This is a genomic window from Zhurongbacter thermophilus (genome assembly GCF_026184435.1).
Classification (GTDB): Bacteria; Coprothermobacterota; Coprothermobacteria; order Coprothermobacterales; family JAADFF01; genus JAADFF01.
This window is the reverse complement of the sequence record NZ_CP046447.1, coordinates 675782-697623: the sequence shown is the minus strand read 5'-3', so window position 1 is coordinate 697623 and position 21842 is coordinate 675782. Positions and strand designations below refer to the sequence as shown.

Annotated in this window: 22 protein-coding genes; 6 read left to right on the top strand and 16 right to left on the bottom strand. The window is 39.0% G+C overall.

The genetic code is table 11. From position 1 onward, the window contains the following. Genes GM182_RS03250 through tilS form a run of 4 tightly spaced genes read right to left on the bottom strand, consistent with a single transcriptional unit; the run spans position 1 to position 5021 of the window. On the bottom strand, positions 1 to 1683 hold the full coding sequence (locus tag GM182_RS03250) for an acyl-CoA mutase large subunit family protein (protein WP_449187160.1): 1683 nt from the start codon (positions 1681 to 1683) through the stop codon (positions 1 to 3). Positions 1684 to 1700: 17 nt separating this feature from the next. Then, the gene (gene ftsH, locus GM182_RS03245; protein WP_449187159.1) at positions 1701 to 3563 is read right to left on the bottom strand and encodes an ATP-dependent zinc metalloprotease FtsH; all 1863 of its coding nucleotides are present in this window, start codon (positions 3561 to 3563) and stop codon (positions 1701 to 1703) included. Positions 3564 to 3570: 7 nt separating this feature from the next. Then, complete coding sequence (hpt, locus tag GM182_RS03240; protein WP_449187158.1) at positions 3571 to 4086, bottom strand: hypoxanthine phosphoribosyltransferase; 516 nt, start codon at positions 4084 to 4086, stop codon at positions 3571 to 3573. Next, positions 4086 to 5021, bottom strand: a complete 936-nt coding sequence (tilS, locus tag GM182_RS03235) for a tRNA lysidine(34) synthetase TilS (RefSeq protein ID WP_449187157.1) — start codon at positions 5019 to 5021, stop codon at positions 4086 to 4088. The genes hpt and tilS overlap by 1 nt, the downstream gene beginning before the upstream one ends. Before the next feature lie 197 nt (positions 5022 to 5218). Here tilS and GM182_RS03230 point away from each other — a divergent pair, with 197 nt between their 5' ends. Continuing rightward, a complete protein-coding gene (locus GM182_RS03230; RefSeq protein ID WP_449187156.1) occupies positions 5219 to 7393 on the top strand; it encodes a DNA translocase FtsK in 2175 nt (724 codons plus the stop codon). On the opposite strand, the gene purB is transcribed toward GM182_RS03230, so the two are convergent. From purB to GM182_RS03205, 5 genes are all read right to left on the bottom strand, one after another. Further along, the gene (purB, locus tag GM182_RS03225; RefSeq protein WP_449187155.1) at positions 7388 to 8689 is read right to left on the bottom strand and encodes an adenylosuccinate lyase; all 1302 of its coding nucleotides are present in this window, start codon (positions 8687 to 8689) and stop codon (positions 7388 to 7390) included. The two genes, GM182_RS03230 and purB, sit on opposite strands and share 6 nt — an antisense overlap. A 13-nt stretch (positions 8690 to 8702) precedes the next feature. Further along, positions 8703 to 9161, bottom strand: a complete 459-nt coding sequence (locus GM182_RS03220) for a fumarate hydratase C-terminal domain-containing protein (RefSeq protein ID WP_449187154.1) — start codon at positions 9159 to 9161, stop codon at positions 8703 to 8705. After that, on the bottom strand, positions 9154 to 9960 hold the full coding sequence (locus GM182_RS03215) for a Fe-S hydro-lyase, tartrate dehydratase alpha-type (RefSeq protein ID WP_449187153.1): 807 nt from the start codon (positions 9958 to 9960) through the stop codon (positions 9154 to 9156). Before GM182_RS03215 ends, GM182_RS03220 begins: the two co-directional genes overlap by 8 nt. Before the next feature lie 70 nt (positions 9961 to 10030). Continuing rightward, positions 10031 to 10180 (bottom strand): 30S ribosomal protein S21, encoded by a 150-nt coding sequence (gene rpsU / locus GM182_RS03210; RefSeq protein WP_449187152.1) that lies wholly within the window; start codon positions 10178 to 10180, stop codon positions 10031 to 10033. A gap of 42 nt (positions 10181 to 10222) precedes the next feature. Further along, positions 10223 to 10576 (bottom strand): histidine triad nucleotide-binding protein, encoded by a 354-nt coding sequence (locus GM182_RS03205; protein WP_449187151.1) that lies wholly within the window; start codon positions 10574 to 10576, stop codon positions 10223 to 10225. Positions 10577 to 10638: 62 nt separating this feature from the next. On the opposite strand from GM182_RS03205, the gene GM182_RS03200 reads away from it, so the two are divergent. Continuing rightward, positions 10639 to 11334, top strand: a complete 696-nt coding sequence (locus GM182_RS03200) for a biotin--[acetyl-CoA-carboxylase] ligase (protein WP_449187150.1) — start codon at positions 10639 to 10641, stop codon at positions 11332 to 11334. A 45-nt stretch (positions 11335 to 11379) separates the two neighbouring features. Here GM182_RS03200 and GM182_RS03195 read toward each other — a convergent pair whose 3' ends face one another. Further along, the gene (locus GM182_RS03195; protein WP_449187149.1) at positions 11380 to 11583 is read right to left on the bottom strand and encodes a cold-shock protein; all 204 of its coding nucleotides are present in this window, start codon (positions 11581 to 11583) and stop codon (positions 11380 to 11382) included. Between the two features lie 109 nt (positions 11584 to 11692). Here GM182_RS03195 and GM182_RS03190 point away from each other — a divergent pair, with 109 nt between their 5' ends. Both GM182_RS03190 and GM182_RS03185 read left to right on the top strand, forming a co-directional pair. Beyond that, positions 11693 to 13264, top strand: coding sequence for a copper amine oxidase N-terminal domain-containing protein (locus GM182_RS03190; RefSeq protein ID WP_449187148.1), 1572 nt, complete (start codon positions 11693 to 11695; stop codon positions 13262 to 13264). Then, positions 13261 to 14148: a PfkB family carbohydrate kinase gene (locus GM182_RS03185; RefSeq protein WP_449187147.1), complete on the top strand. Its 888-nt coding sequence runs from the start codon at positions 13261 to 13263 to the stop codon at positions 14146 to 14148. The genes GM182_RS03190 and GM182_RS03185 overlap by 4 nt, the downstream gene beginning before the upstream one ends. Here the strand turns inward: GM182_RS03185 and GM182_RS03180 are convergent. The 6 genes from GM182_RS03180 to GM182_RS03155 are packed head-to-tail and all read right to left on the bottom strand — an operon-like array spanning position 14123 to position 20408. After that, on the bottom strand, positions 14123 to 15175 hold the full coding sequence (locus GM182_RS03180) for an AAA family ATPase (protein ID WP_449187146.1): 1053 nt from the start codon (positions 15173 to 15175) through the stop codon (positions 14123 to 14125). The genes GM182_RS03185 and GM182_RS03180 overlap by 26 nt on opposite strands. After that, on the bottom strand, positions 15159 to 15761 hold the full coding sequence (locus GM182_RS03175; RefSeq protein ID WP_449187145.1) for an HDIG domain-containing metalloprotein: 603 nt from the start codon (positions 15759 to 15761) through the stop codon (positions 15159 to 15161). Before GM182_RS03175 ends, GM182_RS03180 begins: the two co-directional genes overlap by 17 nt. Then, positions 15718 to 16749 (bottom strand): pyridoxal phosphate-dependent aminotransferase, encoded by a 1032-nt coding sequence (locus tag GM182_RS03170; RefSeq protein ID WP_449187144.1) that lies wholly within the window; start codon positions 16747 to 16749, stop codon positions 15718 to 15720. Before GM182_RS03170 ends, GM182_RS03175 begins: the two co-directional genes overlap by 44 nt. 53 nt (positions 16750 to 16802) lie before the next feature. After that, a complete protein-coding gene (locus tag GM182_RS03165) occupies positions 16803 to 18521 on the bottom strand; it encodes a S1 RNA-binding domain-containing protein (RefSeq protein WP_449187143.1) in 1719 nt (572 codons plus the stop codon). Between the two features lie 29 nt (positions 18522 to 18550). Beyond that, a complete protein-coding gene (locus tag GM182_RS03160; protein ID WP_449187142.1) occupies positions 18551 to 19459 on the bottom strand; it encodes a hypothetical protein in 909 nt (302 codons plus the stop codon). Further along, positions 19422 to 20408, bottom strand: a complete 987-nt coding sequence (locus tag GM182_RS03155; RefSeq protein WP_449187141.1) for an NYN domain-containing protein — start codon at positions 20406 to 20408, stop codon at positions 19422 to 19424. The genes GM182_RS03160 and GM182_RS03155 overlap by 38 nt, the downstream gene beginning before the upstream one ends. Before the next feature lie 46 nt (positions 20409 to 20454). Between GM182_RS03155 and GM182_RS03150 the strand changes: the two genes are divergently transcribed. Both GM182_RS03150 and GM182_RS03145 read left to right on the top strand, forming a co-directional pair. Then, positions 20455 to 21009, top strand: coding sequence for an RNA polymerase sigma factor (locus tag GM182_RS03150; RefSeq protein WP_449187140.1), 555 nt, complete (start codon positions 20455 to 20457; stop codon positions 21007 to 21009). Next, positions 20996 to 21829 carry a hypothetical protein gene (locus tag GM182_RS03145; RefSeq protein ID WP_449187139.1) on the top strand — a complete coding sequence of 278 codons (834 nt, stop codon included), beginning with the start codon at positions 20996 to 20998 and terminating at the stop codon, positions 21827 to 21829. Before GM182_RS03150 ends, GM182_RS03145 begins: the two co-directional genes overlap by 14 nt. The last annotated feature ends 13 nt before the right edge of the window (positions 21830 to 21842 follow it).

Sequence of the window (21842 nt, the reverse complement as noted above, 5' to 3'; positions counted from 1 at the left end):
TTAGAAGATTACCGGAGGTCTATATTCACCAAAGACCTCTCTGAGTACATCTGTAATTTCACCAAGTGTTGCACGTGCCCTAACAGCTTCGATAATATATGGCATAAGATTAGTATTCTCATCTTCGGCGGCTTTCTTCAACTCATCTAGAAGTTTTCTCACTTTCTGATTATCTCTTTTTGCACGAAGTTCTTTCAGTTTTCTTATCTGCTTCTCTCTCACTGTTGGATCAGCCCTATGCAGGTGGAATTTAGTAAGGTCCTCATTAGGGTCAACAAACTTATTGACACCGACAACAACCTTTTCCCCCTCTGCAACAGCCTTGTAATACTGATATGCGGCATCGGTAATCTCTTGCTGAATATATCCCTCTTCAATAGCAGGGACCATACCGCCCATCTTCTCAATCTTGTCAAGATATTCCCATACTCTCTTCTCTATCTCGTCGGTAAGTTTCTCAACATAATAACTACCACCAATACCATCAATAACATCGGCAACACCAGATTCATAAGCAATAATCTGCTGGGTACGAAGAGCAACGGTAACTGACTCCTCCGTTGGCAAAGACAAAGCTTCATCATAAGAATTTGTATGAAGAGACTGTGTACCACCAATAACGGCAGCTAGTGCTTGAATGGCAACACGCACAATGTTGTTTAGAGGCTGCTGAGCTGTCAATGTACTTCCAGCGGTCTGAGTATGAAATCTGAGCATCATACTCTTTGGATTCTGGGCACCAAATTTCTCCTTCATAATCTTAGCCCAAACCCTTCTTGCTGCACGGAACTTAGCTATTTCTTCAAAGAAATTATTGTGAGATGCAAAGAAGAAGGATAACCTTGCGGCAAATTTATCCACATCCATACCTTTTTCAATAACAGTCTTAACATATTCAATAGCATCACCAAGTGTAAACGCTATTTCCTGAACAGCAGTAGAACCAGACTCTCTGATATGATAACCGGAAATGGAAATAGGATTCCACTTTGGCACCTCTTCGGCACAGAACATAATGGTATCGGCAATGAGTCTCATAGAAGGACGGGGAGGAAAGATATATGTTCCCCTTGCGACATATTCTTTAAGAATATCGTTCTGAATAGTACCTCTTAGCACTTTACGGTCTATACCTTTTTCTTCTGCTACAACAATATACATAGCAAGGAGTATCGCAGCAGGAGCATTGATCGTCATTGATGTAGACACTTTATCAAGGGGTATACCATCAAACAAAACATGCATATCTTCTACAGAATCTATGGCAACACCAACCTTACCCACCTCACCAATGGCTAGGTCATGGTCAGAATCATATCCTAGCTGAGTAGGAAGGTCGAATGCAACAGAAAGACCCGTCTGCCCTTGTTCAAGAAGATACTTAAAACGCTGATTAGACTCTTCAGCTGTACCAAAGCCGGCATACTGTCTCATGGTCCAGAAACGACCTCTATACATTGTAGGATACACACCACGGGTAAAAGGATACCTACCTGGAAAACCTAACCTCTCGAGATAACTCCAATCTTCATCAAGATCGGCTGGGGTGTACAGAGGATCGATTTCAATACCAGAGTCAAGCATAAATGGCTGCTTTCTCTCAGGTACTTTAGCCACAAACTTGGCATAATCTGTAGACAGCCAGTCTTCTTTCACTTCCGCAATCTTCTTTCTGTCTTCCATGCCCGCTCACCTCTTCTTTATTGTTGTGGCTCATCAGAGCCATTTTCTCCCATATGTTTCTTTATGATATTATCAAGCTCTTCCTCCGTCATGACCTCTTTTTCTATAAGGGTTTGAGCAATCTCATCTAAGAGATGTCTATTCATCTCAAGCATGTTCTTTACCCTTCTATACTGTTCCATAATAATGCGTTTCACTTCCGCATCTATTAGTTTGGCTGTAGACTCGGAATAGTTTTTATACCTTGCAATTTCCCTGCCAAGGAAAACCTCGTTTTTCTTCTCTTCAAGAAACATAGGACCTATAATGTCACTCATACCCCACTCAACAATCATCTTTCTAGCAAGATCTGTAGCTCTCTGAAGATCATTCTCTGCACCAGTCGTAATGTTATCGTGACCAAATACAACTTCTTCAGCTACACGACCACCAAGAAGACCGGCAATCTTATCAAGAATCTCTACTTTAGAGTAGTTCACTCTATCGCTGGAAGGTTTATCCATAACATATCCCAATGCCATACCCCTAGGAACAATAGATATCTTGTGAATAGGGTCGGAATGCTTAACAAGTTTTTTCACTAGTGCATGACCGGCCTCATGATATGCTGTAATCTTCTTATCCTCCTCACGAAGCTTTCTAGACTTTTTAGGACCAAGAATAACCTTTTCAAATGCCTCTTCAAAGTCTTCCATAAGAATAGTGTCTCTATTTTTGCGCGCTGCCAATAGTGCAGCCTCATTGACAAGATTTTCAAGGTCTGCACCGCTGAAACCTACTGTCATATCGGCTAATACATCAACATCTACTGTAGAATCTACCGGTTTACCGCGCATGTGTATTTGAAGTATCTTTTTTCTACCCTCTTTGTCAGGATAATCAACAACAACACGCCTATCAAAACGACCTGGCCTGAGCAGAGCTGGGTCAAGAATGTCCGGTCTATTGGTAGCGGCAAGCACGATAATACCAGAATACGAATCAAAGCCATCCATTTCCACAAGGAGCTGATTAAGAGTTTGCTCTCTTTCATCATGTCCTCCTCCAAGGCCAGCACCTCTGTGTCTACCTACTGCATCTATTTCGTCTATAAAGACGATACAAGGAGCATGTTTACGAGCCTGTTGGAACAAATCCCTTACACGGGCAGCACCAACGCCGACAAACAACTCAACAAACTCAGAACCACTAACACTAAAGAAAGGTACTCCAGCCTCACCAGCTGTTGCCCGAGCAAGCAGTGTCTTACCGCAACCAGGAGGACCGACAAGCAATACTCCCTTAGGTATACGAGCTCCAAGTTTTTTATACTTGGCAGGATTCTTCAGAAAATCTACAACCTCCATAAGTTCTTGTTTTGCTTCATCGGCACCGGCAACATCATCAAATGTTACTGGCGGTCTCTTGTCAAGAAATAGCTTGGCCTTACTTTTAGCAAAAGTAAATGCCTGACCTCCTCCTCCACCGGCACCGCTCATTTGCTTAAACATAAAGATAATAAGCACAATAAATAGCAGTGTAGGAATGAAATTTAGGAATATGTTCCAATACAGGTAGGATGTATCCTTAGCTGTTATAACATTGACATCCTTTAACTCCAAAGCCTTCTTTAAAATAATATCTTTAACAGCTTCAGTATCTGTGTCAATAACATATTCTCTACCATCGGTGCCAATACCAGTAATAGTATCACCACTAATTTTTACAACGGTAATTTTACCGTCTTCCATATACTGCAAAAATTCATTAAGATAAATTGTTTTGGGAGGAATTCCTTGTCCCCACATGGCCCATATGAGGAAAAACATCATAGCGGCCAGCAGCATCCATAATATTGGTGTGGGTTTCAAACCTCCGTTTTTATAACTCTTCCTACTCACAGATCAATCACTCTCCTTCATACACTCCTACATATGGAAGATTTCTAAAACGCTCATTATAATCAAGACCATATCCTATAACAAACTCATCAGGGATAACGAAGCCTGTGTAGTGAATAGGTACATCTACCTGTCTTCTCTCTTTCTTATCAAGAAGAACCATTACTTCTAGTGTTTTGGGATGGCGGGCGAGAAAAATCTCATAAAGTCTTTGCAGAGTAAGACCAGTATCAACAATATCCTCCACAAGAATAACGTCTCTTCCCTCTATGGGCTGATCTATATCCTTAAGAAATTTCACAAGCCCTGTACTTTCTGTACCGGAATAACTAGACACCTGAACAAAATCAACAGATACATTGTAATCGGCTGGAAACTCTCTAAGAAGGTCCGCCAAAAAAACAAATGCCCCCTTCAAAACCCCAACAAGAAGTACGCCATCAGGATGATTTTCCATAACCTCAGCGGCAAGTCTCTTAACAGCATCTTTTATTTGAATATCTGACAAAAGAACTTTCAACATTAATCCCCCCTTATTATTTTTACACCTTTATCTGTTTTAATAATGCTAATATCCTTCCATACAACTTTACTACCCGCATGCTTCATCCAAAGCTCATTTAACCGTTCAACAAGCCTCCCAGATGGGGTTATACCCCACCCTTTTAAAATAAAAATGCTGGCCTCCACTACTACGGGCCAACTTCCGTTTATCACTACAGTATTTTCTGATATTTTAGCATGATTTCTTACAAAGTTTTCTATCTGTATATCCAATGCCTCTCTCTGCAACGTTAAAGCATTATAAGAACGCCATATATTATAAATGTCAAACTTTTGCCTTAGTTGAGGAACGATTTTATGCCTAATGAAATTCCGTGGAATAGATATGTCGTTATTTGTTATGTCTTCAAAATACTTGATCTTGTGTCTGGAAGCAAACGATTTTATATCATCTTTAGAAAAAGACAGGAGAGGTCTTGCAATATAACCGGCACACCGTTTCAAAGATGTCAATCCCCTTATCTCTTCACCTCTAAGTAGCTGCAATAAAACATGCTCTATAACATCATCTTTGTGGTGTGCAAGCCATATCTTGTCAATACCATAATTATGAATAACGTCGTTCCATATCTCCTTCCGTTTTACATGTAAATAGTGTTCCGAAAAGCTTTCTGGAGACAATTTATATACCAAAGGAATCATATTTCTTCTCCGTGCAAGTTTTTCCACAAACTTTACTTCCTCAGCAGAATCATCTCTAATGCCATGATCTATGGTAACAACAAAAAATTTCTTATCCTTAAGAAGAGGAGCTTCACGAAGCATGAAAACACTTTCAAGTAAGACCATAGAATCCACACCACCGGATACGGCAATAGCAATAACATCACCTAACAAACATGGATACCTCTTTATTTCCATATACAATCTCTTCAAAAAGCTATCCCTAACCATATCTTCCTCCCCATTTATGTTATACTATCACCGCTATGAAAAGAAAAAGAAAGCAACGCATATACAAAACCTCAAGTGGTACCAAACGACAAACTTTAAAAACAGCGCGCTCGCAAGAAAAAAAGCAAGGTAAACAGACAAGTTATAAAACAAAACAGATACCTACAAAAAAAAGAGCAAAGAAAAAGAAAAATCTATTGAAAAAGTTTATATTTGGTTTCAAGATAGTTATTCTCGGTATAACTTCACTAATCCTTTTAGCACTGTTTGCCATCGCCGTAGTTTGGGGAAGCAAATATGTGAAAATGTTATATATATACACAACAGAATCCATTAGGGCATGGCGTAACTTCTTTTCTTATCTCCAAATTCCAGCAGATGTTAAAAACCAATATATGGCATATATCAAATACGGTTTATGGATGATAGGTATTATCATCGTAGCTATGGTGTTATTCAAACTATTACTTATAGTCATGAAAAAAACACGAAAACATACACTTTCCAAGAGAAATACCGTTCATACAACTCCTACTAAACAAGTACAAGAACCTACACAATCACCTATTGGTAATAACCGTGAGAATGAAGAGAAGATTATCGTTCTATCTTCCGAAGATATTCCAGAAATCACATTATCCGAAAAAAAACATAAGACAAAAGAAAGCAATGAAACCAACAATATGGAACAAGGAGATCAGGTAATACTGCTTGGACCAGAAGGCAAAAATGTTATTAAGCGATCATGGGAAGAAACTGAAGTTATACCATCATCTAAACAGCAAAAGACCGAAAAAATTACCAAGCCACAAGAAGAAAAGGTTATACCACTAAAACCCCAACAACCAAACGAAAAAAAGAAAGCTCAGCCATCAGAGAGAAAAACAGTATCCGCAAAAAAACCTTTACCAAACACCATACAATCTGCAAGCACACCAACATATTCTCATAGCGAAATTAACGATGTTCCTATTCACCTTATTAGTCATACTCCACCAGATTATCTCGATAAAGTTAGACCAGAGGCCGAAAGAAATGCCGGTATAATACTTGATCTACTGTCAGAGTTTGGTATTGATGGAGAACTCAGTCAGCTTCAAATTGGACCAAGAGTATCAAGATATGAGATTAAAATACCTAAGGGAACACGCGTTGACAAGATTAAACGTCTTAGTACAGACATTGCCACAGCACTGGGCGTTAGAAACATCAGGTTGGAACTATCTGTGCCTCGTAAACCACAAACAATTGCCATAGAAGTACCTAACAGTATCTCTGGAACCGTACACATCAGCAGTATCATACGTACAAAGGCATTTACAGATCTTAATTCACCAACACCTCTTGTATTAGGTCTTGATGTTACCGGAAGACCTGTAGTAGAAGACCTAAGGAAACAACCACATCTACTTATTGCAGGTGCTACAGGATCTGGTAAAAGCGTATGCATAAACACTATACTTGTCGGTATGCTTATGAAAGCATCACCTGATCATCTCCGTCTAATGCTTGTCGACCCCAAGAGAGTAGAACTCAGTCCTTATGCTCATCTACCCCATTTAATATTTCCCATTCTAACAGAAGCAAGTGAGGCAGTGGCCGGGTTAGAGTGGATGATAAGGGAAATGGATCGAAGATACAGGTTACTAAAGGAACATGGTGTTAGATCTATAGAATCATTTAACAGCAAAGTAGAACCATCTCAAAGACTTCCATATATTGTCATCATTATAGATGAGCTTGCCGACCTTATGATGGTATCCGCCGGTGAGACAGAACAGAAGATAGCAAGACTCGCTCAACTCGCCCGCGCCGCCGGTATCCACCTTATCCTTGCCACCCAAAGACCATCAACGGATGTCATAACCGGTTTAATCAAAGCAAATGTACCGGCTAGAATTGCATTTGCTGTCTCATCCCAAGTCGACTCCAGAGTTATATTAGACACAGCAGGAGCAGAAAAACTACTTGGCATGGGAGACATGTTATTCATGTCCCCTCGATATAGACATCCTATTCGTATACAGGGAGCATATACAGCTGATGAAGATATCAATGCCATAGTCGACTACTGGAGTAGACGATACCCACAAGAATTTGAAGAACTCAATCTCATAGAGTTATCTGGCGATAGTGATAAATCCTCTGGTAGTTCACCAACCTCTTATGATCCCTTACTAAGAGAAGCATGGAAACTTATTGTGCAACACAACAGACCATCTGTTTCGTTTTTACAGAGAAAACTGCGGGTGGGCTTTAATAGAGCTTCACGTATTATGGACCAACTAGAAGATCTCGGTGTTGTTAGCCCACCCGAAGGACCACAAGGCAAAAGACAGATATTACGCACAGATTATGAGAGCGACCTATAGTTGATGCTCCACCTTATATGTGTCGAAGACGTAATCAATATACCTAAGATAGTCATCTACATCAAATATATGCTCTATTTCTTTATCACTAAAAATATGAGATAAATGCTCTTTAACAAGATTCTTCAGGTGCAACGTTTCATCTTCCCATACTTGCATAGACAAGCTTTGCACTATTTTATACGCTTCCTCGCGTACATAACCCTTATCCATCAGGGCCACAAGTAGCCGTCCTGCAAATACCAATCCCCGTAGATACTCCAGATTTCTCTTCAGATACTTCTCATTCACCCTTATATCTTTTAAGAGTTTTGTCATGAGCTTTGTAGTATATGCGGCAACATGATACATATCAGGAAATATAATACGCTCAGTAGAAGAGTGAGATATATCTCTCTCGAACCACAGAGCATTATTTTCCAAAGCTACATTGACATACGACTGAACTACTCGGGCAAGGCCGGTAATTCTCTCCCATGATATTGGATTTTTTTTGTGTGGCATAGCAGAAGAACCAGTTTGTCCTTTATAAAAAGGCTCCTGCACTTCCAATATCTCTGTAAGGTCCATGAGCCTAAAATTAATAGACCAGCGTTTTAGTGCCGACATAAGTTTTGCCATGGCCCACACAATATCGGCAAAGACATCGCGAGATATAACCTGTGTTGCAGGCATAAATCTTTTTAGCCCAAGTTTAGACGCAACATAATCTTCAACCTCAGGAGGCAAGTTAGCGTATGTACCCACAGCACCCGAGAGTTTCACATATGCAATAGACTTCTTCACATTCTGAAGCGCTTCCAAAACACGCAGCCCTTCATAGTGATACCCTAGCAGTTTCAATCCTAGAGTCATAGGCTCAGCATGTATACCATGAGTGCGGCCAATCTGTGGTACATGCTTATACTTTTGGGCAAGTTTGTAAAGAACATCAAGCATATCCTTCCAGATGTTCTCTATGTAATCAAGACTTTCTAAATTGAGCAGTACAAATGCCGTATCAAGAACATCAGACGATGTCAGTCCCTTATGAAAATACTTGGCATCATCTCCGATATAACGAGACACAACATTGACAAATGCTACCACATCATGACGGGTTTTCTTCTCCTCCTCTAAAATTTCCTCAACGGTGAAACGGGCATTTTCCCTAACACGGGCCGGCACATCAGGTGGCACCTTACCTATAGAGGCCAATCCCTCTAAAGCCAATATTTCTATTTCCAGCATCTTAGAAAACTTATTGTGAAGATTCCAAATCTTCTCTATAGTCTTGTCTGAATATCTTGCAATCACCCTTAATCCCCTCCTATATAACTTTATTACCCCACTTGTCTACACCTACAAACAGAGGCATATCTTCTACATACACTTTTAAAAGTGCCTCAGGACCAAGCTCTTCATATGCTACAGTCTCATAGTACTTAACTCTTTCACCATAAAAAGCCCCAGCCCCACCAACGGCAAGCCAATAAACCATTTTTCCACGAATAGCGTCTATGGCATTCCGAGATAAAGATCCTTTACCTATAATTACACGAAAACCATTTTCTATTAGCCATGGGAAAAATTTCTCCATACGAGCCGTTGTTGTAGGTCCACATGCACCTAAAGGAAGAGTACCTTTAAAAGATGGGCCACAGAAATACACAGGGAAGATATCCGTAAATTGAAAACTATCATTTATGAGTCTTTTCAAGGTGCCATCTCTCATGGTATATAAATATCCTGTATATAGCATTCGGCTACCAGCCTGAGCATCAAACATGACTCCACCAGCTCCTCGTCAAATAACATTGAAACGACACAGCAACATGAAAGCCGGCTATGTGAGAAGGAACATATTCAGCCGCAACATGTGCCACTCCACACTGCCCCCCCACAATTCCTTGTGCTCCACGGTCAGATTGTTCCCTTATGGCAGACAGCAAATCTCTTTCAAATTGACTGACAACTTCATCACTATGAAATTGTCCTATCTTCCTAAAAAGGGCCAGCTTAGACAGCAATGCGGCATCGGCCAGTGTGCCCCCCATACCGACACCAATCATAACAGGAGGACACGACTTAGGAAAACGACGAATAACTTCAGGCACAATAGCATGGATAATATCCTTGGTAGTTGAAGAACCTGTAAAGGTCAAGACAAATCCCTGAAGTTCACTACCAGCACCACTAACCTGAACTCCTACCATATCTTGCCATGATGAGATAATCTTTATAAGGGGTATCTGGTTATCTCCCATATTTTCATGAACAAGAGGAGATGTTACTTGGCTATTTCGCATATTAAGTGTCTTCATGTATGAAGCAATCTCTTTTTCGAGCTCATTAACAGTAATATTTTTTGCAATATCGTGAGATAGATAAACAGTTACAAGCCCCGTATCCTGGCATAGAGGCACATTATAAGATTGTGACACATTCTCATTGCGAATGTAGATTTCAAGAATCTCTCGTTCTATATCAGAAATCTCTCCTTCAAGACATGATCGTATATAATCTTTCATGTCAGGTCTTATGGCATACAAACTCTTATATAGAAGGCCTTTGATAACATCAAGCATCCCCCTAAATCCCCCCTATTAACTTATAAAGGGGCGGTTATCCCGCCCCTTCGTTTTTTCAAAGTCGTCTTTATTTCTTGCCACCTTTTTTGTTCTTCTTTCCAGTATGGTATTCATGACGCTTATAATCGCTCATAATACCTTCCTTGGAAACCTTTTTGTTGAATCGCTTGATGAGATCCTCTATAGTCTCATTTTTTCTTCTATGTACTTCTGCCATCATTTCTCCCCCCTTTCCTTGAAATAGTTCTTAAGCGAAGCCTTATCCCGGAGGCCAACCCATCTCACGCCCACCTAAAACATGGACATGAAGATGGTCTACCGCCTGGCCGGCATCTTTACCATTGTTGATAACGATTCTAAAACCACTGTCTGTAATACCTTCAAGATCCGCCACTCTACGGGCAACAAGAAGCAAATGTCCAAGCAATGCCTCATGCTTAACTGGGTCAGCATCCACAAGTGAAGGAATATGCTCCTTGGGAATAACCAAGATGTGCGTTGGTGCTTGCGGATTAATGTCTCTGAAGGCGAGGGAAATCTCATCTTCATACACAATGTCTGCGGGGATTTCTCTCCTAACAATCTTGCAAAAGATGCATTCAGACACTACCATATCACCTCAGACAATTTTTATTTCACAGGTGTATTATACTACACTACTGAGGTGATGTATACATGATTTTTCACTATAGGGGAAAAGTAGACTCAACAAATACATGGGCCAAAGATATACACATTGATAATAACCTTCATGTTTTATATGCGGGATATCAAACATCAGGAAGGGGAAGGCAAACCCGAAAATGGCTCTCTTCACCATATAAAAATATCCTTATGTCCGTTACTCATAAGCATATTAATAACGATTTCGAACCGTGGTTTTATGGCATTTCTGCTGCTTACAGTATCATCAAAGTCATGGAAGAATATAGAATAGAAGCATATTATAAATGGCCTAATGATGTATGGACCACTAGGGGTAAAATCTGCGGTATCTTGCCTGAAGCCATATGGAGCAATGGCAATATTGAAAAAATCATTGTAGGAATAGGGCTTAATGTCAATGAAGAATTATTTCCTGCTAATATAATAGCTACCTCCATGTACATAGAAACAGGAAGGCAATTTGATATACATACTCTTCTTAGAAAAGTAAGTAACTACTATAAAGAATCTCTGGAAACAAACAAAGAACACATATTGGAGTTTTTGTGGCAACACTTCTTGTGGAAAGATAAAATAATCATCTTATTACCAGACAACATCACAGGTAAAGCCATAGGGCTCAATCACGATGGTAGTTTAATAGTTTGCACTAAAAAGCAATGTATTACAGCCAAATGGGGAGAAGTATCTATAAGAAAGATATAGAATGGGAGGGGACATTTCCCCTCCCGAATAGTTTAGTCTGTACTCTTATTTCTTTACGACATTAACAGCCTGAGGACCTTTTTCTGTTTCTTTGATCTCGAACTCTACAGCATCCCCCTCAGCAAGAGTACGATAGCCTTCGCCCTGAATAGCTGTGTAATGGACGAACACATCACCCTGACCATCGTCGCGGGTAATAAACCCATAACCCTTTTTGTCGTTAAACCACTTAACATGACCTGTAAGCATACTACAAAAACCTCCTGGTACTTATACTCACACCCCTCGGGATCCCCCTAAAGATGTGGCATAAGTATTATACCACCAACTGCGTTATAATGGTGTTGAGGTGATGTCAATGAACAAACAAAGGTTTACAGCCGTGGCTATACTAGTAATAATACTGCTAATACCAATAGCATCACCAGTAACATTAGGAGAACAAATATCTTCCTCTTTTCCCATGCACAATATCTTTCCTACACTAGTTCCTAAACAAATTGTATATTTTCAAGGTAAACCACTATTCCTTCTATCAGATAAAGACCTACTGACAGCATCGGGGAAAATCATTTCTCTCCCTGTAGATACAGAAAAAATAATTCCTAATAGGGAAGCACTCTTATTACTGAGTAAAAGCAAACTTGTTTCTTTCAATCCTACATCCGCCACACTGGCAACAACGGTCATAAACAATGTTATTTATATTGCCCCCGATTTGTCAGGATATGCAGTACTTAAAAATGGATACTTGTACATATATAGCATTGAACACCGTTTTTTATATCAAATAGCACCTCCAATAGGCACATTCTCCATACATCAAGCAAGCCTATATATTTTGAAAGATGGAATCATCATGAAAATAACTAACAAAAAACTGTCTGATGTATGCAGTCCTAATATACATCCTTACGCCCTACTGGGAACCGCTTCAAACATATATATAGTAGGCTTAAAAGGACTAACAACTTTTAATCATTGTTCATCTATTATTCCATTTACAGAACAACCAACCTACATATCTGTAATAGCAAACTATGTCTATATGCTCTCCAATAAAGGTATGTTATATAAACTCATCGACAACAAATGGAACAGAGAAAAGCAATTTAGCCCACATTCTCGTCTGCTATCCAAATTCATCTTAACTCCAACATCTACCTATGTCGTATCCGATAACAACATCGTGTACTATTCCTCCTGGATAAAAGCATATAGAGTAAAAGACAGTGGTATTACTGGCGGAGAACCATTTGTAACCTTGGAAAACGGCTTAAGCCTATACCTATCAGATAAAACTCCAGTATTACCTACAAATATAGAAAAACACGATGATAAATGTTCGATATGGCAACAATCCTATTCTGGGATCGTAGGATGTTCGCCATTATTTGTAGCCACCTCTTCTAATAACACAATAGCAATATATGATAGAAATAATACCTTAACCGCCACTATCCCCCTAAAAGGAAAAAAACCAATAGCTTATTATGCAGGAAAAATATATCTTATAGATCCATATGGACTTTATACAATAAACCTTTACCAAAAGGAAATTATTTTAACTATCGACAGTAAAGTTGTAAGGGTAAATGGACAAACTAGTACCATAGATGTTTCACCACGTATACTTCCCCCGGGAAGAACATTTGTTCCCCTAAGATTTATCAGTGAAACATTAGGGGCAAAAGTAGAGTGGAATGAAGATGATAGAAGTATATTAATAACTTTAGGAGATAACACTATACAACTGTGGATAGGCAAAAAAACTATCGTCGTTAACGGTGAACACAAAAAAATGGATGTGGCACCATTTATAGATGCAAGTGCAGGGCGCACCTTAGTACCTGTGAGATTTATAGCTGAATACCTAGGTTCCTTTGTTTACTGGGTGCCACGTACGAGGAGGGTTATCATTATCCAATGAATATATGGATCACAGGACTAAACCTATCTATTGATACCGTGATAAAAATAGAAAGTAAAGATCAATATGAAAGATTACATGCCAAACAATGGAAATCGGTAGGCTCTAAAGGCGCCAATGTAATGCGCAGCCTAATAACATTAGGACAATGTCCTCACCTTATAGGTTTAACATGGGGCTCTACAGGGCAGTGTATCCAATACATGCTGAAAAATATATGCTCAAACCCTATGCATCTACATATTCTCCATCACCGTACCGAAGAATCACGAATCAATATTATAAAATTAGAAGAAAACAACGAAATATTGATTTCCGCAGAAAGTCCCAAGGCGGATAGAAATCTATTCACCAAATACATAAATCACATAGCAGATCTTATAAATAGCGAAGATATTCTCATATTGACAGGATCTTTCCCTAAAGGATTAGAAGTAAAAGACCTAATACCACTATTCACCAAATTACCAGATCATCATATTTGGATAGATCTTAAGGGGCAACACCTTATAGAAGCATACAAGTATATACCCCGAGGAATCTTTAAAGTCAATCACATAGAAAGCCATGATTTGACAAGTCGAGGCATACTTCCCAATATACTTATTGTTACATCCGCTACTAGAACAATTGCTCACATCAATGGAACTCATATTGTTGTCAATATACCTCGAATAGACCCTGTCAATACTGTCGGAGCAGGAGATGTATTTATGGCATCACTTGTATATGAAAAAGTTGTTCAAGGTGAAGATTGGGAAACGGCCATTAAAAAAGCTGCAGCAAGGGCAACAGCAAGTACCAAAACATTAGGAGTTTCTCAGTGGAACGAAGACTTTGCTATAAAAACTTTACAGGCTATAACAACTTTCCATTCTTCATAACAACTTTGTCTACATGAATATCTTTACCCAAGAACTGTTCTATCTCTTCATGCCACCAAGGACTGGCAAAGAATACTTGTCCAATAGAAGACATATGTCTTAGAATACGTGAGAAATTGTACTTATCAAGTTCCCATCCTATATCATCTAAGAAGAAATAATATCTCGAAGTAGCAGGTTTCTGTACCAAGAGGCCCATTTTAAGTAGAAACAAAAGATAAACTTGAACCCCTTGTGTAGGTACTCTTCTATTGTCTGGTGACAATATGAGAGATAATTTATCCCTATGTATTCCCCATAGTGTAACACCTCTATCTTTCTCAATCTCTAAAGGTACACCATATGCCCGCTCTTTTTTTTCAACAGAAACATGTAAACCTTCCATATCCATATCAAGTTTCTGATTAACCCAATCAACAAGAAAATCTATATATTCGTTTCGCATTTGTCTTAGCTGGCTACATAAAGGAAGAAGTTTTTTCCTATCTACAACTTGTAAAACCCGTCTGTCAAATGATGGGGATTTCAGAATTTCGTTCCTTTTTCTTATCCATGCCATATATTCAGCATATGTGGATCGAAAATCATCAAATATGCGAAGCATCATACGCATAACAATCTTAGTAAACTCAGAAGGAACCATGATTTTATCCGCCTCAATGCGCAAAAAATGAACCGCTCTATAGCGATATGGATTATCTTTTTTGGCAACTTTTTTATCGTTTAAATACCACTCCCCTTTAACTCTTCCATCATCAGAACGAGAAACAACAAAGCGGAGTGTAGTTCCTGACGACAAAACCACAGAGGACATTGCCTGATTTTTTCCATGGGTAATAATATCACTTAAAGAACCGGTACGAAAAGATTCCCCAGTCAAAGCAGTATAAATAGCTTCCAAAAGATTGGTTTTGCCCTGCTGATTTTCACCAGTAATAACAAGCAAATCGGTATCGTTTAAAATCCAAGAGGACAGATTTCTGAGATTCCGAAAAAACATATAGGATATCTCAGAAATCCTGTCCATAAGAAATAATCACCTCATATATATCCTGTCCCAGCATCTTACTAAGCTCTTTATACAATTCAAGTACCCTAATGACGGCATCTTGGGTAATAAGTCCTTTCTTAAGCTTTTCTCTCCAATCCTCCATCATACCAATCTGATCAACAATAACAGGGCCACGTGCCATGTTATCTACGCATGCGACAATTTTTTCTTCTAATGTGGTAGGTATATAATCTTTTGGAGGAAGTCCCAGTGAAGCAGCTATATCTTTGGGAATACCTGCTCCCAGATGATTACGAATAATACTTTGCACATCTTCGGAAAATCCTAAGTCCTTGGCAATAGCCGCACCAACAAGCCCATGATATATTCCATGGGTATACGCTCTACCAATATCATGTAGAAGCACACCCTCAAGAAGTGGCCTAACCTTAATCGAATACCCCTTTTTCATAAAAGTCTTGGCAACCCTTGCTACACCCTCAGAAACAGCAAGTATATGATGTCTCACACCAAGGGGTAATTTCTCTCTATCATAGATATCAAGTATGTCGCCTATATCATAAGGCACATAGTTTTGCCAAAGTTTCAATAAGATATTCATTTTCCTTTTCAGCTCCCACTGTAATTCTCAACCAACCGGGTATCCCATACATCGAAGTTTCATTTACCAGTATCTTGTTTTCTCTTAATTCTTTTCTTAAAGTAGACGCATCCTTACCACAAGTGGGCTTTACCATAAGAAAATTAGCCTCGGGCTTCCCAGCAATTTCGAAACCTAATCTGGCCAAATGCTCAATCAGATATTCCCTACCTTTACGGGTAAGTTTACGAACTTTATCCAAATGCTTTTTATCTCCATATACCTCATATGCCATTGCGAGTGCTACTCTATTAAGAATGTATATTGGCTGAAAATTACCAGCAATCTCCCAAATCTTCGGTACGGCAATACCATATCCTATACGGGCACCTGCCAATGAATATGCCTTGGAAAATGTTCTTAATATAACTAGGTTAGGATATGTTGCTATAAGCTTATGGCTATCATAGTGATAGTTTTCATTTTCCACATATTCATAATATGCTTCATCCAATACAACAATAACATCTGAAGGAATATTACTGAGCAATTTGATAAGTTCATTACGCGTCATAATGGCACCTGTAGGATTATTAGGACTACACAAAAGAATAACCTGAGTTTTTTCGTTAACAAGCTGTAAAATTGCTTCTACATCCATACCCCAAGTACCTTCGTTGTCAAATACCATATATCTAGCACCCGATGCCATAACAGCGGGTGGATATGCTGCAAAACTAACCTTGGGACCAATAACCTCACCAGTACTATCTGCGAAGGCATAGAGCAATGTATAAATAAGCAAGATAGAGCCACCAGAAAGGAAAACCATATCTGATGTTAGCCCTAAATATGAAGATATTTTCTTACGAAGTGAGTAACCATCAATTTCAGGGTAACGATTGATGGAATTAACTGCCCTATAACCAGCTTTAATTACCCTATCTGGTGGAGAAATAAAGTTTTCATTAAGGGAGAGGCGTGTATACGCCTCTCCCCATTCTGACATATTTTTAAATCTATATGGAGGTATATCCCCCCTACCCATCCCCCTCACGAACGTCACTCTCCTTTGTTATTAAGAAGATCCTCCAACATATCACCCAATTTAAAGGAACCATGAGGTTTGTCATCGTCTTGAGGGATATACTGCCTAACCTCTTCCATTTCCTTTTCTTCTTCAATTACTCTTCTGGAGAGTCTTACAAGTCGTCCTCTATCATCGAACCCAATAATTTTAGCTTCGATTTCAGTACCTACAGGGAAAGATTCCTCAAGATTTTCCACCTTATCCTTAGACACCTGAGACAACGGCATAAAACCATCCACATCAGGTGTCAGCTCTATAACAAGCCCTCTATCCTGAACTTCTTTTACTTTGCCTTTTACCAAAGTACCCTTGTTATGTTGCTTCTTATACTCTTTGTATGGATCCGGCATGGCATCCTTAATGCTGAGAGATATCTTTCTCTCAGGAATAATAATGCCAATAATCTTCACCTTTACTTTATCGCCAACTTTAACAACATCCTCAATATTTTCAAAAGACTTCCAAGAAATATGTCTTCTGGGCACAAGTCCCTCTATACCGTCCCCAATCTCTACAAAAGCACCAAAGTCCTTGATAGTCTTAACTTCTCCTTCAACGATGCTACCAACAGGATAATGTTCTTCTATATTCTCCCACGGATCAGGCAAGGCTGCCTTGATACTAAATACAGCTCTCTGGTTATCGACATCTACTTCTTTAACAATAGCCTTGACATAATCACCACGCTTGAACATATCCTCAGGATTGAAAACCTTCTTCCATGTCATTTCACTTCTTGGCACAATACCTACCACATTACCTACTTTGATAACAAGAACTTTAGGGGTGACCTTAAGGACCCTACCAGAAACTTGAGAACCGACAGGATACTTCTCTGCAAACTTCTCCCATGGGTTCGGTTTAGCCAGCTTCATACTCAGCTTTATCTCTTCTGTTTCTGGATCTATATCCATGACATATGCTCTAACAACATCGCCGCGTTTGACAAAGGACTGAGGATTCTTTATAGGCCTCCAATCAAGCTCTTCAAATGGAACCTTGCCAATAACCCCTTTTTCAAGTTCAACAATAACATCCTCATCGGTTACACGGACAACACGACCCCTAACAATATCTCCTGGTTTAGTCTTCTCAAAGAACTCTTTCTTTCTACGTTCCATTTCATCTTTAAGGACAGCTCTCGCAGATAACACAGCATCTCCTCTACGAGGATTAACACGGAGGACTTTCACTCTCATGTTCCTACCTACATATCTATCCAACTTCTCAGGCGGAACAAATCGTGTATCAAGCTGGGAAGCAGGAATAAAACCTCTAACATCATACCCAAAATCCACAATAACGCCTTTCCTATTCGGTTCAACCTTTGTAGGTTTAACGCGAATAATTTCTCCTTCTTCCTTCGCCCTCAAAAGTTTTTCAACAATTTCTCTGCGATACAAGTCTTTCTGGGAAACAGTAATAACTGTTGTTCCTTCATTAGGATCACGTTTGATACCACTAACGACAACCTTTACTGTGTCACCCTCCTTAATCTCACCATTTTTCAGTTTCTCAGCTAAATCGTCTGTCATCTCCTCTATAGGAAGATGGGCATCATATTTAGTACTACCTACACTCAACCATAAACCACGGTCATCTACCACAACAACCTTGGCATCAATGAGTTCTCCTCGTCTGGGTAGTCTATCTTGACCCCCAAACCCTTCCATTCCGTCAAATTCTTCCACGGGACATACCTCCTTTTATCTCAAACTACCTATTCTTCAAAATATATACTTTTAATATACCATACCCCATCTTCATTACACAGGGTAAGATGCTCCTTTACATCTACATACTTCCACTTAAGCACAGGATTTGTTGGATCTTGACTAGAAACTTTATAAAGGCCATATTCAAGTAAAGCTTTATTTCCGGAGACCTTCAACTTAGCAATATGAGATATTACCCACGCATAATTACTGTCGCCTGCGGGATCATGAACCATTATATCGTAAGCGTCTATATAATTCTTCAAACTCTCATCGGCATTTTTACATGACATCTCTTCTAAATGTGGAGTATCTGCAGCCATTCGAGCCTCAACAAATTCATAAACAGTCCAATCGGCATATTTGCGATACCTATTAAACTGGCAAACACGCCATTTACCAGAATCCTTACACAAGGTTACTTTCAATGAAACATGTACATCAACCTTGGCATTAGGCAAACTAGGAGACTCGGGAAAGGTCAAAGTTGCTTCACCATCATACGCAAATATTCTATTCGTGCTCGTTTCACTGTACTTCCACTGGTCAATGGGAGGCAGCTCTATTTTCAATTGAGGTTTGAGCATTGCCTTTGAAACGCCTTTAGATGCAGCTATTTTGTCGGCCAACACCCCCAATGCCCTAGATATAGATGCATAGTAATTTCCTTCCTTCTTCCAAAAGGATTCTGTAGAGTTTATCTCCATCTCTCCGGCATTGTAAACACTAAAAGCATTTATGAAACGTTGTGCTACCCTCTCAGGAGAATTATTCCACATCTCCCATGATTTATACCCAATAAAACCTAATACAATAACAATCACAATAACAAGAGAAACAATTACACCTACACGTTTTCTCTGTACTTGAATGTTTTTAGAACTTTTTATCTGCTTCTTCTGATGTTTCGTCACTCTCTTCACCCTCCTCTACATCACAACCTGCCATTTTTACAATGTAAGCCCAATAAGCCTTTCCACCTTTGATTCCCTGCTTACCAGAAAGTTTTCTAAGCTTGGCAATAAGCTTTCCACCTTTTAAATGGTCTTTTTCACATAACTGCTTAGCCAGCTGATAATCTTCTTCAGGAATATATGGAGCACCTGCGGTTTCTTTACCTAATGGAGTCAACCTAAGAAGCATTTTCGCTCTATCTGTAAATTCAACATATCCATGTCTTTCTAACATGTCTACAAAGGCTTTGAAATTAGGAAATCCCCATTCCCTTTCTTGGAAAGATCCAAAGTGAAGGGCAAGCAGTTCCTTTAAAATGGATGGACTAAGCTGGTATCCCATCTCTTCTGCCATATAAGCTAATTTTAGCGTTACCTCTATTAGAGATGTCATATCTACCTGCTCTTGAATTTGTAAGATTGATTTGATATCAGGGTCCACATCTTTATACGTGAATACAAGATCTGATGCAGAAGCCAAAGGCCCCGCAAGAGCCATCTCATCGGAAATGATAACCACCTTTTTACCATACTTTTTCAATAGAAAAACAAGGGGTAAGAAGTCCAAATCCCCTGTTACCAATACGTATGTATCAACTTCAGGATGTTCCATCAAAGAATCAAAAACATCTACAGCTATCTTCATATCTGCCAAATTTTTAACAGCCTTATTTTCACCACGTTTGGCAGCATAGGCATATACAACATCAACACCTTTCATATGAAGATAATTAACAATAGTAGAATGAAGTCCCCAAGACGCATATGCCCTCATATAAATAGACTCTCTCATAGGAAACATATTCCGTATGAATACATCTAATTTATCAAAGAACTCCGAAGGGGCAACTATATAGCGCTCCAAACTTTTCACAAGATTTTCTAAGTCAATAAATATATGTACCGCCACTGGTCCACCTCCCACCTTTCGCTATCAATTTACTATAATATCATATGTGGACGATAGAAAATTACAAATACTAATTCGGAAATCTGCAGAAGGCAACGAAGAAGCATTTGAAGAACTACTTGCTGTTGTTGTACCCATTCTGTATAAAGACTTAACTCGATATCTGGATAACAAACACGATATAGATGATATCCTGCAAGAAAGTATTTGGAAAATCTGGTCTTCTATAGACCGCGTAGATACAACCTCAGAACCACTGGCATTTTTCAGAAAAATCACATACAACACACTCATGTCCTTTTTTAGAAAAAAGAAAAACCAAGAAATATATATCCCACCAGAGGATTTTCTATATATTGGTGATGAATCATATGAAAATCAAGAAACCAGCAGTAGCGACCTTTCAGATGAGCTCAGAAATTTATTAAGCGAACTTCCTGCTAGATATCAACAGGCTCTTACTTTAAGATACATAGAAGAAAAAGAATACGGCGAAATAGCCCGCATTATGAATGTCAGTGAAGCAACGGCAAGACAATTAGTATCCCGTGGACTAAAGAAACTAAAAAAATTGGCAGGTGATAAACATGGAAAACAATGATATTAGCAGCAAATACATACAATCATTTAAAAAGAAACAACAAACTAATCGAAGAAAAACTTGGGCAATTCTGCTACTTCTTATACTCATTAGTGCTACGCTATCATTCTGGTTAGTTGATTACATGTACCCTATAGCCATTGATAATTACGGCTTTCGCATCAACTACTATCTCCTAATTTTAGGTATTCTATGGCAAATCGCTGTTTTCATAAAAAATAAAAACAAAAATACAGCCTTTATGCTAGCAGCTATTCCTCCATCCCGCAGAAAACCACTATTTGGAAAAAACCTTACCCACATCAGACAACATCATCCTCGCCCATTCTTACCATTCATACATCCTATTGTTATGGGACATATCATTACATGGATATCCACTATCCCCGGGGCTCTCATAGCAGCAGCACTATTACCTGGGGATGTAAGACGGTGGAAAACTATTTTAAAAGAATATGGAGGTTTATCACTTGCACTAGGTGCTAGCATTTATTTGCTATTCACATATATGTCATTCAACTACAACTATACACTTCTTACCGTTAATATTATTAACTCTCTTCTTATTGGCTTAAGCATACCTGGATTATCGGCCATTTTCTACTATATAGGCAGCATCACAGCACCCACTAAAGGAACTCCTGAAAGAACCGCTATAGGTGGATTAATACTATTTGCTTTTTGGATATTTATACTACTTGTTTTTAAATGGCCACTTATTGAACGATTCATATTTAGTATCATTTTCAAACTTGCGGAAGGATTCTGGATACTTCTTATAATATTCGATATTTCCCAACAGTATTCATTGCATAAATAACATGCCTACCAAA